This window comes from Streptomyces sp. NPDC001770 (assembly GCF_053596135.1).
This window is the reverse complement of the sequence record NZ_JBSFFN010000002.1, coordinates 192,424-204,866: the sequence shown is the minus strand read 5'-3', so window position 1 is coordinate 204,866 and position 12,443 is coordinate 192,424. Positions and strand designations below refer to the sequence as shown.

The window sequence follows — 12,443 nt, the reverse complement described above, 5'->3', positions numbered from 1 at the left end:
CCCTGAGGTGCCGGGGGGCTTTCGTACGTACGGGTGCGAGGGACGGGTCAGTCGCGGTTGGCCGGGCCACCCACCTGGATGCCCGCCATCCGGGTCCACTCGTACCGGCCGGTGCGTACCTTCGCGGCGAACTCCCCGTCGAAGCTCTCGTGGAGGGTCAGGCCGGACTTCTCCGCGGCGCTCTCGGCCACCGCGTGCGAGGGGGCCACCAGATCGCCCCAGCCGCCGTCCTCGCCCACCAGGACGATCCGGGTGCCCGCCTGGCCGAGGTAGGCCAGCTGCCCCTCGGCGCCACCGTGCGCCTTGGCGAAGGCACCGATCTCCTTGGCGAGCCGGGCCGCCCTGCGTGCGTCGCGGGCCGCGCGCTTGCTGTCCACCCGCTGGGTCTCATCCGTCTGCGCCATGTCTGCCATGGAACAGGATGCTACCGATGGGTAGGCCAACGGGCGACGGGCGGGTGACGTGGGCTGGGCCACGTCACCCGCCCGTCGGCGGAGATGTCGGGAAGGTCAGCGGAGGAAGGGGTCCACCGCGACGGCGACGAAGAGGAGCGAGACGTAGGTGATGGACCAGTGGAACAGCCGCATCTCCTTCAGCTTCGCGCCGGCGATCCCGGCCTTGGCCCGGTTCTGCAGGCCGTGCGCCTCCCAGAGCCAGAAGCCGCCGGAGAGCAGTGCCACCGCGGTGTAGAACCAGCCGGTGTAGCCGAGCGGGGTCAGCAGCAGCGAGACCGCGACCATCACCCAGCTGTAGATGACGATCTGGCGGGCGACGACCCGGTTCGAGGCGATGACCGGCAGCATCGGGACGCCGACGCGGGCGTAGTCGTCCTTCACCTTCATGGACAGCGGCCAGTAGTGCGGGGGCGTCCAGAAGAAGATGACCGCGAAGAGGATGACCGCGGCCCAGGAGACCGAGTCGGTCACCGAGGACCAGCCGATGAGGACCGGCATGCAGCCGGCGATCCCGCCCCAGACGATGTTCTGGGCGGTGCGCCGCTTCAGCAGCATCGTGTAGACGACGACGTAGAAGAGGAGCGCGCCGAGGCTGAGCGCTGCGGAGAGCCAGTTGACCAGCAGCCCGAACCAGACCGTCGAGACGACCCCGAGGGCGATCCCGAAGGCCAGGCACTCGCGCGGGCTCACCATTCCGGTGACCAGCGGGCGCTGGGACGTGCGGTCCATCAACGCGTCGATGTCGCGGTCGATGTACATGTTGAGCGCATTGGCACCGCCCGCGGAGATGTATCCGCCGACGGTGGTAGCGAGAACGAGCCACAGGTCGGGCACACCCTGAGCGGCCAGGAACATCACCGGAACGGTGGTGATGAGCAACAGCTCGATGATCCGTGGCTTCGTCAGCGCCACGAATGCCTTGATGCGGGCCCCGAACGGGCGATGGCCCACTGGGCTCGGAGTCAAGGCGACCCCTGCGGGTCGGGACTCGACGGCCGTCACGCACACCCCTGACAGAGAAATCCCAGCAAGCACCGGGCGTGAGGGCCCAGTAAAGACTTGCGCGAACCAGACCACTGTAGACGTTGGGGACAGGCCGCCCTTCGCGGGGGTGGACTCGTGTTGGGGTGGCACGTACGAGCGGCAGCGAAACCCATTCGAGCGGCCCGCCGGACCAAGCTCGGACGAGAGGCCCGCCGCTCGGCCGAGAAGCACAGAAGTACCTGGTCACGCTCATTGGAGAAGCCCAATAGTGAGCCGTCCCGCTCATACGAAAGGCGAACTCCGCCAATGCCGCGCACCCTGGAATCCAACCGGAAATCCCTTGTTGTCACGGGGGTAGGCTCAACAACGTCCGGTGCGGTCACCAGCCCCCGGTTTTCCGAACAGTGGAGAGGAGCCCTGACTCAGGGTGAGCACCAAGCCGACCACCACAGACCTTCAGTGGACCGAATTGGACCAGCGGGCCGTGGACACTGTCCGCGTTCTCGCAGCCGACGCCGTACAGAAGGTCGGAAACGGCCACCCGGGCACGGCGATGAGCCTGGCTCCGGCCGCGTACACCCTCTTCCAGAAGGTGATGCGGCACGACCCCGCGGACGCCGACTGGACGGGCCGCGACCGTTTCGTGCTGTCCGCGGGCCACTCCAGCCTGACTCTGTACATCCAGCTGTACCTGGCCGGTTACGGCCTGGAGCTGGACGACCTCAAGTCCTTCCGCACCTGGGGTTCGAAGACCCCGGGCCACCCGGAGTACGGCCACACCACGGGCGTCGAGACCACCACGGGCCCGCTGGGCCAGGGTGTCGCCAACGCCGTGGGCATGGCCATGGCCGCCCGCTACGAGCGCGGCCTGTTCGACCCCGACGCGGCGCCCGGCACCTCGCCGTTCGACCACAACATCTGGGTCATCGCCGGCGACGGCTGCCTCCAGGAGGGCATCTCCGCCGAGGCGTCCTCGATGGCCGGGCACCAGAAGCTCGGCAACCTGATCCTGCTCTGGGACGACAACCACATCTCGATCGAGGGCGACACGGAGACCGCGGTCTCCGAGGACACCCTGAAGCGGTACGAGGCGTACGGCTGGCACGTCCAGCGCGTGAAGCAGCTCCCCAGCGGCGACCTGGACCCGGCGGGTCTGTACGAGGCGCTGCAGGCCGCCAAGGCCGAGACCGGGCGTCCGTCGTTCATCGCGGCCCGCTCGATCATCGCCTGGCCGGCCCCGAACGCCCAGAACACCGAGGCCGCGCACGGCTCCGCGCTCGGCGACGACGAGATCGCCGCGACCAAGCGGGTCCTCGGCTTCGACCCGGAGAAGACCTTCGAGGTCTCCGACGAGGTCCTCTCGCACACCCGTGAGGCGCTGGACCGCGGCCGCGACGCCAAGGCCGAGTGGGAGAAGTCCTTCGCCGCCTGGCGCACCGCCAACCCGGAGCGCGCCGCCGAGTTCGACCGGATCGACGCGGGCGAGCTGCCCGAGGGCTGGGAGGAGAAGCTCCCCGTCTTCGAGGCCGGCACCTCCGTCGCCACCCGCGCCGCGTCCGGCAAGGTGCTCCAGGCCCTCGGTGAGGTCATCCCCGAGCTGTGGGGCGGCTCCGCCGACCTCGCCGGCTCGAACAACACCACGATCGACAAGTCGTCGTCGTTCCTCCCGGCCGGCAACCCGCTGCCCGAGGCGAACCCGTACGGCCGCACGATCCACTTCGGTATCCGCGAGCACTCCATGGCCGCGGAGATGAACGGCATCACGCTGCACGGCAACACCCGCGTGTACGGCGGCACCTTCCTGGTGTTCTCCGACTACATGCGCAACGCCGTCCGTCTGTCCGCGCTGATGCACCTGCCGGTGACGTACGTCTGGACGCACGACTCCATCGGTCTGGGCGAGGACGGCCCGACGCACCAGCCGGTCGAGCACGTCGCGTCGCTGCGTGCCATCCCGGGCCTGAACGTCGTGCGCCCGGCCGACGCCAACGAGACCGCCATCGCCTGGCGCGAGATCCAGCGCCGCTGGACCAAGGTCTTCGGCAAGGGTGCCCCGCACGGGCTGGCGCTCACCCGCCAGGGCGTGCCGACGTACGAGGCGAACGACGACGCCGCCAAGGGCGGGTACGTGCTGTTCGAGGCCGACGGCGGCGAGCCGCAGGTCGTCCTCATCGGCACCGGTTCCGAGGTCCACCTCGCCGTCGAGGCGCGCGAGCAGCTCCAGGCGGCCGGTGTGCCGACCCGGGTCGTCTCGATGCCGTGCGTCGAGTGGTTCGAGGAGCAGACCCCGGAGTACCGCGAGAGCGTCCTGCCGAAGGCCGTGAAGGCCCGGGTCGCCGTCGAGGCGGGCATCGGCCTGACCTGGTACCGGTACGTGGGCGACGCGGGCCGCATCGTGTCGCTGGAGCACTTCGGTGCCTCGGCCGACGCGAAGGTGCTGTTCCGCGAGTTCGGGTTCACCCCCGAGCACGTGGTCGCCGCCGCCCGGGAATCTCTCGACGCCGCCGCGCGCTGACGCGTACATACGATCTAGTAGGAGATGTAATTTTCATGACAGACGCACTCAAGCGCCTTTCCGACGAAGGCGTCGCGATCTGGCTCGACGACCTGTCGCGCAAGCGCATCACCTCCGGCAACCTCGCCGAGCTGATCGACCAGAGCCACGTCGTCGGTGTCACCACCAACCCGTCGATCTTCCAGAAGGCGATCTCCTCGGGCGACGGTTACGAGCAGCAGCTCGCGGACCTGGCGTCCCGCAAGGTGACCGTCGAGGAAGCCATCCGCATGATCACGACGGCCGACGTCCGCGACGCCGCCGACATCCTGCGTCCGGTCTTCGACGCCACCGACGGCCAGGACGGCCGGGTCTCGATCGAGGTCGACCCGCGTCTGGCCCACCACACCGCGCCGACCGTCGCCGAGGCCAAGCAGCTGGCCTGGCTGGTCGACCGGCCGAACACGCTCATCAAGATCCCGGCGACCAAGGCCGGCCTGCCGGCGATCACCGAGGTCATCGCGAAGGGCATCAGCGTCAACGTGACGCTGATCTTCTCCCTGGAGCGCTACCGCGAGGTCGTGGACGCGTACATCACGGGTCTGGAGCAGGCGAAGGCCGCGGGCCTGGACCTGTCGAAGATCCACTCGGTCGCCTCCTTCTTCGTGTCCCGCGTGGACGCCGAGATCGACAAGCGTCTGGACGCCGTCGGCAGCGACGAGGCGAAGTCCGCCAAGGGCAAGGCCGCCCTCGCCAACGCCCGTCTGGCGTACGAGGCGTACGAGGAGCTCTTCTCCTCGGACCGCTGGGCCGCCCTCGACAAGGCGCAGGCCAACAAGCAGCGTCCGCTGTGGGCCTCCACCGGCGTCAAGGACCCGTCCCTCAAGGACACCCTGTACGTCGACGAGCTCGTCGCGCCGAACACGGTCAACACCATGCCGGAGGCGACCCTGGAGGCCGCGGCCGACCACGGTCGGATCACCGGCGACACCATCACCGGTGGCTACGAGCAGGCGCGCGCCGACCTCGACGCCGTCAAGAAGCTCGGTGTCAGCTACGACGATGTCGTGGCGCTGCTGGAGTCCGAGGGCGTCGACAAGTTCGAGGCCGCCTGGAACGACCTGCTCAAGTCGACCGAGGCGGAGCTCGCGCGCCTCGCTCCTTCGGAGGGCTGACCACTTTGTCTGGTGTTCCCGGAGCAAACCCGCTTCGTGACCCCCAGGACCGACGGCTCCCGCGCATCGCGGGGCCGTCGGGCCTGGTCATCTTCGGTGTCACGGGCGATTTGTCCAGAAAAAAGCTCATGCCCGCCGTTTACGACCTGGCCAATCGCGGCCTGCTGCCGCCGGGCTTCTCGCTCATCGGCTTCGCGCGCCGCGACTGGGAGGACGAGGACTTCGCGCAGGTCGTCCACGACGCCGTCGCCGAGCACTCCCGCACCCCCTTCCGCGAGGAGGTCTGGCAGCAGCTGAGCCAGGGCATGCGGTTCGTGCCCGGCAACTTCGACGACGACGACGCGTTCGAGACTCTCAAGGAGACGATCGACGAGCTCAACAAGGCGCAGGGCACCGGAGGCAACTTCGCCTTCTACCTGTCCGTGCCGCCGAAGTTCTTCCCCAAGGTCGTCGAGCAGCTCAAGAAGCACGGTCTCGCGGAGCAGACGGAGGGCGCCTGGCGCCGTGCCGTCATCGAGAAGCCCTTCGGCCACGACCTGGAGAGCGCGCAGGAGCTGAACCAGCTCGTGCACGACGTGTTCCCGCCCAACGAGGTCTTCCGTATCGACCACTACCTGGGCAAGGAGACGGTCCAGAACATCCTGGCGCTGCGGTTCGCCAACACGATGTTCGAGCCGATCTGGAACAGGTCGTACGTCGACCACGTCCAGATCACGATGGCCGAGGACATCGGCATCGGCGGCCGCGCCGGGTACTACGACGGCATCGGCGCCGCCCGTGACGTCATCCAGAACCACCTGCTCCAGCTGCTGGCGCTCACCGCGATGGAGGAGCCCGGCTCCTTCCACCCGAAGGCCCTGGTCGCCGAGAAGCTCAAGGTGCTCACCGCCGTCGAGCTGCCCGAGGACCTGGGCAAGCACACGGTGCGCGGCCAGTACAGCCACGCCTGGCAGGGCGGCGAGGAGGTCCTCGGCTACCTCGAGGAGGACGGCATCGACCCCTCGTCGACGACCGACACCTTCGCGGCGATCAAGCTGACGGTCAACAACCGCCGCTGGGCGGGCGTCCCGTTCTACCTCCGTACCGGAAAGCGGCTCGGCCGCCGGGTCACGGAGATCGCGGTCGTCTTCAAGCGCGCCCCGTACCTTCCGTTCGAGTCCGGTGCGACGGAGGAGCTGGGCGGCAACGCCCTGGTCATCCGCGTCCAGCCGGACGAGGGCGTGACGGTGCGGTTCGGCTCGAAGGTGCCGGGCACCTCCATGGAGGTCCGGGACGTCACGATGGACTTCGCCTACGGCGAGTCCTTCACCGAGTCCAGCCCGGAGGCGTACGAGCGGCTCATCCTCGATGTGCTGCTCGGTGACGCCAACCTCTTCCCCCGCCACCAGGAGGTCGAGCTCTCCTGGAACATCCTCGACCCGATCGAGGAGTACTGGGAGAAGAACGGCAAGCCCGCTCAGTACCCGGCCGGTACCTGGGGTCCGGCCGAGGCTGACGAGATGCTCGCACGCGACGGACGGAGCTGGCGCCGGCCATGAAGATCGATCTCACGGAAACCACGTCCAGCAAGATCAACAACGCGCTGATCTCGGCCCGTCGTGCCATCGGCACCCCGGCCATCGGCATGGTGCTCACGCTGGTCGTCGTCACGGACGAGGAGAACGCCTACGACGCCCTCAAGGCGGCGAGCGACTCCTCCCGCGAGCACCCCTCGCGGATCATCGCGGTGATCAAGCGGGTCAGCCGCTCGCCGCGCAGCCGTCGCGACGCGCGTCTCGACGCCGAGATCCGGGTCGGTTCCGACTCGGGCACCGGTGAGACGGTCGTCCTGCGGCTCCACGGCGAACTCGCCAACCACGCCCAGTCGGTGGTCCTGCCGCTGCTACTGCCGGACGCCCCGGTCGTGGTGTGGTGGGCCGAGGACGCCCCCGCCGACCCGGCGAAGGACCCGCTCGGCGCGCTCGCCCAGCGCCGCATCACGGACGCCTACTCCGCCGAGCACCCGCTCGACGAGCTGGCCGTCCGCGCGGCGACGTACGAACCCGGCGACACGGACCTGACGTGGACCCGCATCACGCCGTGGCGTTCGATGCTGGCCGCGGCGCTGGACCAGCAGTCCGCGCGGGTCGTCTCGGCGACCGTCGAGGGCGAGAAGGACAACCCGAGCTGTGAGCTGCTCGCCATGTGGCTCACGGACCGGCTCGGTGTCCCGGTGGGGCGTACGTTCTCGCAGGGACCCGGTCTGACCGCGGTCCGGATGGAGACGGAGAACGGCCCGATCGTTCTCGACCGTGCGGACGGCTCGCTGGCCACCCTCTCCATGAGCGGTCAGCCCGACCGCGGTGTGGCGCTCAAGCGGCGCGACACGGCCGAGCTGCTGGCGGAGGAGCTGCGGCGCCTCGACCCGGACAACACCTACGCCACCACGGTGAAGGTCGGCGTCGACAAGCTGAGCGGCCCCGGCGAGGTCAAGGCGGCGGCGTCCGCCGCGGACGCTCCGGAAGCCGCGAAGGCTCCGGAAGCCGCGAAGGCTCCGGAAGCCGCGAAGGCTCCGGAAGCGGCTGCGGAGGAGGCGCCGGCGGCTGAGAAGCCGAAGGCCGCCGCTCCCGCGAAGAAGGCCGCCCCGGCCAAGAAGGCGGCGTCCAAGTGAGTGCCCCGCAACTGGTCGTGCACCGCGACAAGGAACTGATGGCGCAGGCCGCGGCGGCCCGGCTGATCACGAAGATCGTGGACGCCCAGGCCGCTCGTGGATACGCCTCGGTGGTGCTGACCGGAGGACGCAACGGCAACGGCCTGCTGGCCGCGCTCGCCGCCGCGCCCGCCCGGGACGCGATCGACTGGTCGCGGCTCGACCTGTGGTGGGGCGACGAGCGGTTCGAGCCGGACGGCGACCCGGAGCGCAACGTCACGCAGGCCCGTGAGGCCCTGCTGGACGCGGTCGCCCTGGACCCGGCGCGGGTGCACCCGATGCCGGCGTCGGACGGTCCGTTCGGGAACGACGTGGACGCGGCCGCCGCGGGTTACGCCGCCGAACTCGCGGCCGCAGCGCGTCCGGAGGACCACGGGCCCGTTCCGACGTTCGACGTGCTGATGCTGGGCGTCGGACCGGACACTCATGTCGCCTCGCTCTTCCCGGAGCTGCCCGCGGTACGGGAGACCGAGCGCACCGTCGTCGGTGTGCACGGCGCCCCCAAGCCGCCGCCCACCCGGGTCACCCTCACGCTCCCGGCCATCCGGGCGGCGCGCGAGGTGTGGCTGCTCGCGGCGGGCGAGGACAAGGCGGAGGCCGCGGCCATCGCCCTGTCCGGCGCCGGGGAGATCCAGGCTCCGGCGGCCGGTGCGTACGGCCGTGCCCGGACGCTCTGGCTGCTCGACGCGGCGGCGGCCTCCCGGCTGCCCCGCGAGCTCTACCCGCCGGCCTCTTCCTGAGAGACCGTCACCGGCCTTTGCCCGGAGGCCCGTTCCCGCTCCTCACGAGCGGGAACGGGCCTCTTGCCGTGGCGGACGCGGCGGGCGCGGGCGCGCGCCCGCCCGTGTGAGGCGGCGCCCGCGGCGCCGGACGTCTCACATGTACTCGAAGTACCGGTCGTACCAGTTCGCCTTCCCCAACTCCCCCTCGCCCTCTTCCTCTTCGGCCACGCCCGCGGCCACGAGCGCCGCCGCCAGCTCCACGTCCACCGCGGCCGGCAGGCGCGACGGTCCGTCGTACGGCTCATGGAGCAGTTCGGCCGGGACGAAGGTGCAGCCCATCGCCGCGCAGACGCCGTCGAGCCACGTCGTGAGCTCCCCGGTCAGCCCCTCTCTGCCGCCGGGGAAGCCCTCGTCGTCCACGACTCGGACGGTGACGAAGTAGCCGCCGAAGTTGCTCATCATGGCGTGCAGGGGCAGGCCGAGGCCCGTCGCGTCCGCCGGAACGTCGATGACGCCGTGGAAACTGGCGTCCTGGCCCAGGCCGCTTGAGCAGGACGGGCCGAATCGTTCCTCGAAGGCGCTCACCAGCAGGGTGAAGCTGTTCGCCGACGCCTTCGGGTCGAAGTCCGCGGGGCGTTCCAGGTTGCCGGGATCGTCGTGTTCCAGCAGGAGCACCCGGATCGGGTCCATCGGGAGCATGTCGTGCCCTTCCACCAGCTCCTGGAGAAAGGGGAGTCGGTGGGGGCCCGCCCCCACCGCCTGGCCGTAGGAGCGGTCTTGGCCCTGCCGTCCGGCCCTCTCCGTGCTTCTCGGCGTGTACGGGGAGGGCAACGCGTCGTGGGCCCCGCCCCCCTCTCGGACAGGGGTGACGATACAGAGGGTCCTCTCCCCTCTCCACGGGCGTGACAGGCTGGCCCGCATGACGAAAACACGCATCGGCACCGTGGTGATGGGAGCGTCCGACGTCCGTCGGGCCGCGGTGTTCTGGAAGGCCGCGCTCGCCTACGTGGAGCGCGAGCCCGCGCAGGAGGACTGGGTGGTCCTGGTCCCGGCCGAGGGCCACGGCGTCGGCCTCTCCCTCGGCCGGAGCGGCCCGGACAGCCCCGTCCAGGAGGTGCCGCGCGTCCACCTCGACGTCTACACCGAGGACCAGAAGGGCGAGGTGGCCCGCCTGCTCTGCCTCGGCGCCTCCCGGGTGGACTGGCCGCACTACCCGCCGGACCCGGACTTCGTGGTGCTCGCCGACACCGAGGGCAACCGCTTCTGCGTCATCGACACCACGCACGGCTGAGGCCATACCCGCCTCGCCGTGACCGGGAGCTATACCGGCTCCCCGGGCTGCCCGCTCACACTGTCGGGAAGGGCGTCGTCGTGCGTGTCGGCCATGACTTCGGCGAGAGTGAAGTGGGCCTGCTCGACACGCATCCCGTTGTGCACGCGCACGAAGTAGCTCCGGTCGGAGACGCGGCCGACCTCCCTGCGCTGACGCCGCCGGCCCTTCTCGGTGTGCGCCTTCGCGAAGTTGTCGACGCTGTCCAGCAGTTCGGCCAGGGCTTCCCCCTCGTCCCCTCCGAATTCCCGATGAACCCTCTGTTCGAAGTGTGGCGTCTCGCCGCCGGTCTTCAGGACGAACCATCGAGGCATGGCGTTCTCCACTCCGTACGCCGACACACCGAGTCCACCCGGTGTCATGGTCGGCCGAACCCTGGTGCCGGGCCGGCCCGGCGTTCGTGACAGTACCGGGCAAGGGCGATGGACCAGGTCCGCACGACGGGTCCGCCCTGCTTCACCGGCCGGATCAGCAGACGGGGCCCGCGTGTTCCGGCGGACCGACCGGGGCGTCCGGGCGGCCCACCGGCGCGTGGGACCGGCCCCGGCGGTCACCCTCCTCCCACTCCAGGAACGGCGCCAGCAGCCCCGGTACGGCCTCGGCGGCGAAGGCGAGCCCCTCGCCCGCCCCGGTGTCGTACACCGCGTAGGCGCCCGTTCCGGCGGCCGTGGTGGCCGTGATGTCCAGCAGTCCCGCCCGCCGCTGGAAGTACGACTGCCGCACCGTCCAGCCGATCACCCCGGACCGCTCCAGGGCCGCCGTCGAGCGCCGTACGGTGCCGGAGCGGGTGACCAGGTGGCGGCCGGTCAGGGCGTGGCCGAGGTTCCGGTACGCGTCCAGCGCGAGCGCCACCGCGACCGGTACGCCCACCGCCGCGCAGCCCAGCGCGGTCCACAGCAGGACGGGCGTCAGCAGGGCCCCGAGCGTGGCCAGGAGCGCCACCGGGGCCAGCGCCACCGCGAGGGCGCGCCGCAGCCGGCGGCCCCGGGCGGCGCGCGGGTGACCGGTCAGGGGCGCGGCGGTGGGGGCGGACTCCTCGCGGAGCACGGCCGCGACGATCCGGTCCGCCACCGGCCGGGGCACGGCGGGCAGCAGGGTGCTGTGGCTGGCCTCCTTGGCCTCCTCGTCGTGCGCGAGACCGGTGGTGATCGCGTCCACCCGGGCGGCACCGAACAGCCGTACGCCCAGGGGTTCCACGAGCTCGGCGCCGCGCAGCCGGGCCTCCTCGACGGTGGTGGAGCGGGAGGTCAGCAGCCCGCGGCGGACCCTGAGGGTGCCGCCGGGTTCGCGCTCCAGGCGGTAGTTCCACCACATCTCGGTCCAGAGCCCGAGGGCTCCGGCCGCCCCGGTGAGGAGGGCCGCCGCGAAGAGGACGGCGAGCGTCCAGAACAGCGGGAGGGCGCGGAAGAGTTCGACGGTCCAGTGGATGACGTCGCCCTGCGCGCCGGCCCACTCACTGAGCTGCATCACGCCGCCGGCCGCCGCACCGCCGAGCATCGGGGCGACGAAGGAGACCGGGGCGTAGCGGATCCAGCGGGGGTCGAGGACGGCCAGTTCGCCGTCGCGTTCCCCGGTGCCGCCGTCCGCCGTCGCGCCTCGCGCCAGCAGCAGCCGCCGCAGCCGCTCGCCCTCGGCGCGGGTGACGGGATCGAGCTCCAGGGTCGATTCGCCGTCCCGGTGCTCGCCGGTGCCGATCCGTACGGTGACCAGGCCGAGGACCCGCAGCAGCGGGCGTGCGGTGAGGTCCACGGTGCGGACGCGGTCGAGCGCGAGCGAGCGGCGTCGTACGAGGAGGAGCCCGGAGTGGAGGTCGACGTGTCCGGTGCCGATCCGGTAGCGGGTGCGGCGCCAGCGGACGTGGTCGACGAGGGCCGCGCAGCCGGTCAGCAGGACGGCCCCGGCGGCCGTCCAGAGTCCGGCCCGGGCGGCGCCGAAGTGGCCGAGGAACCCCATCGCCAGCGGCACGGCGGTGCCCACCACCACCCCTGCCGTGAGGACCGCGGTGACCAGGGCGGTACGGGGGTCGAGACGGCGCCAGCCGTCGTCGGGGGCGCCCGGAGGGGCCTCCGGGAGTGGGCACGGGGCCGTCATGTGGCGTCGCCGGGGGTGTCCCGGGTGATGCGGGTCAGGCGTTCGGCGAGCGCGGCGGCGGGTTCGTGCCCGAGCCCCGCGATCCGTACCGCCCCCTTGGCGGAGGCGGTGGTGACGGTGAGCGTGGCGAGTCCGAAGAGCTGCTCCAGCGGGCCCCGGACCGTGTCGACGGTCTGGATGCGCGACATGGGCGCGATCCGCCACTCCTGGAGGAAGAGACCGGTGCGGACGTAGACGGCGTCCTCGGTGACCTCCCAGCGGTGGGTGCGGAACCACCACCGGGGCAGCCACGCGGCGCAGCACGCACCGAGCCCGGCCGTGACCGCCGCGGAGAGCAGCAGCCACGGCCGGGCCGGGGTGACGAGGGCGGCGAGGACGCCGAGCACGGCCAGCGGCGCCGCCGTGAGCAGCAGCCACTGGGCGCGCCACCAGCCGACGGCGCGCCGGTCGAGCGAGTGCGCCGGAGGCCTCAGGCGCGGTGTCCCCTCACCCTGGACCACCGG

The 12,443-nt window shown here is 71.2% G+C and carries 12 protein-coding genes; 6 read left to right on the top strand and 6 right to left on the bottom strand.

Annotated features, from left to right (window positions below):
* Positions 1-47: 47 nt before the first annotated feature.
* Together ACWCSV_RS03230 and ACWCSV_RS03225 are read right to left on the bottom strand one after the other, a co-directional pair.
* Positions 48-404, bottom strand: a complete 357-nt coding sequence (locus ACWCSV_RS03230; protein WP_451138115.1) for a hypothetical protein — start codon at positions 402-404, stop codon at positions 48-50.
* A 105-nt stretch (positions 405-509) separates the two neighbouring features.
* Positions 510-1,463, bottom strand: a complete 954-nt coding sequence (locus ACWCSV_RS03225; protein WP_451138114.1) for a heme o synthase — start codon at positions 1,461-1,463, stop codon at positions 510-512.
* A gap of 403 nt (positions 1,464-1,866) precedes the next feature.
* Between ACWCSV_RS03225 and tkt the strand changes: the two genes are divergently transcribed.
* Genes tkt through pgl form a run of 5 tightly spaced genes read left to right on the top strand, consistent with a single transcriptional unit; the run spans position 1,867 to position 8,537 of the window.
* Complete coding sequence (tkt, locus tag ACWCSV_RS03220; protein ID WP_451138113.1) at positions 1,867-3,954, top strand: transketolase; 2,088 nt, start codon at positions 1,867-1,869, stop codon at positions 3,952-3,954.
* A gap of 35 nt (positions 3,955-3,989) precedes the next feature.
* Positions 3,990-5,108 carry a transaldolase gene (gene tal, locus ACWCSV_RS03215; protein ID WP_451138112.1) on the top strand — a complete coding sequence of 373 codons (1,119 nt, stop codon included), beginning with the start codon at positions 3,990-3,992 and terminating at the stop codon, positions 5,106-5,108.
* 5 nt (positions 5,109-5,113) lie between these two features.
* Positions 5,114-6,646, top strand: a complete 1,533-nt coding sequence (zwf, locus tag ACWCSV_RS03210; RefSeq protein WP_451138111.1) for a glucose-6-phosphate dehydrogenase — start codon at positions 5,114-5,116, stop codon at positions 6,644-6,646.
* Positions 6,643-7,758, top strand: coding sequence for a glucose-6-phosphate dehydrogenase assembly protein OpcA (opcA, locus tag ACWCSV_RS03205; protein WP_451138110.1), 1,116 nt, complete (start codon positions 6,643-6,645; stop codon positions 7,756-7,758). Before zwf ends, opcA begins: the two co-directional genes overlap by 4 nt.
* On the top strand, positions 7,755-8,537 hold the full coding sequence (gene pgl / locus ACWCSV_RS03200) for a 6-phosphogluconolactonase (RefSeq protein WP_358759858.1): 783 nt from the start codon (positions 7,755-7,757) through the stop codon (positions 8,535-8,537). The genes opcA and pgl overlap by 4 nt, the downstream gene beginning before the upstream one ends.
* Positions 8,538-8,672: 135 nt before the next feature.
* On the opposite strand, the gene ACWCSV_RS03195 is transcribed toward pgl, so the two are convergent.
* On the bottom strand, positions 8,673-9,233 hold the full coding sequence (locus ACWCSV_RS03195; RefSeq protein WP_451138109.1) for a hypothetical protein: 561 nt from the start codon (positions 9,231-9,233) through the stop codon (positions 8,673-8,675).
* Positions 9,234-9,438: 205 nt separating this feature from the next.
* On the opposite strand from ACWCSV_RS03195, the gene ACWCSV_RS03190 reads away from it, so the two are divergent.
* A complete protein-coding gene (locus ACWCSV_RS03190) occupies positions 9,439-9,810 on the top strand; it encodes a VOC family protein (protein WP_451138108.1) in 372 nt (123 codons plus the stop codon).
* Positions 9,811-9,839: 29 nt separating this feature from the next.
* Here the strand turns inward: ACWCSV_RS03190 and ACWCSV_RS03185 are convergent, their stop codons facing one another.
* The 3 genes from ACWCSV_RS03185 to ACWCSV_RS03175 form a co-directional block, all read right to left on the bottom strand.
* Complete coding sequence (locus ACWCSV_RS03185; RefSeq protein WP_451138107.1) at positions 9,840-10,163, bottom strand: hypothetical protein; 324 nt, start codon at positions 10,161-10,163, stop codon at positions 9,840-9,842.
* A gap of 154 nt (positions 10,164-10,317) precedes the next feature.
* On the bottom strand, positions 10,318-11,940 hold the full coding sequence (locus ACWCSV_RS03180; RefSeq protein ID WP_451138106.1) for a PH domain-containing protein: 1,623 nt from the start codon (positions 11,938-11,940) through the stop codon (positions 10,318-10,320).
* On the bottom strand, positions 11,937-12,440 hold the full coding sequence (locus tag ACWCSV_RS03175; RefSeq protein ID WP_386889309.1) for a PH domain-containing protein: 504 nt from the start codon (positions 12,438-12,440) through the stop codon (positions 11,937-11,939). The genes ACWCSV_RS03180 and ACWCSV_RS03175 overlap by 4 nt, the downstream gene beginning before the upstream one ends.
* Positions 12,441-12,443 lie beyond the last annotated feature (3 nt).